Raw genomic sequence first — 214 nt, forward strand, 5'->3', positions numbered from 1 at the left:
TGGACAGCCATATGATTAAGCTGAAAAAGATCCTTTAAAAGAGCAATCAACCGGCCGTCAAAAAGATGGATTTCCTGTTGCAGGAAATGATTCGGGAGGCCAATACCATCGGCTCTAAAGCCAATGATATCGAAATCACGAATCTGATGCTGGAGCTCAAAAGCGAGATCGAGAAGATCCGCGAGCAGGTTGTGAATATCGATTAGCGCAGACT

The 214-nt window shown here is 44.9% G+C and carries 1 protein-coding gene; it reads left to right on the plus strand.

Features of this window, described 5'->3' with window-relative positions:
* Positions 1-86 precede the first annotated feature (86 nt).
* The gene (locus NE619_RS19250) at positions 87-206 is read left to right on the plus strand and encodes an endoribonuclease YicC domain-containing protein (protein WP_256133950.1); all 120 of its coding nucleotides are present in this window, start codon (positions 87-89) and stop codon (positions 204-206) included.
* The last annotated feature ends 8 nt before the right edge of the window (positions 207-214 follow it).

The organism is Anaerovorax odorimutans (assembly GCF_024459955.1).
Lineage (GTDB): Bacteria > Bacillota > Clostridia > Peptostreptococcales > Anaerovoracaceae > Hominibacterium > Hominibacterium odorimutans_A.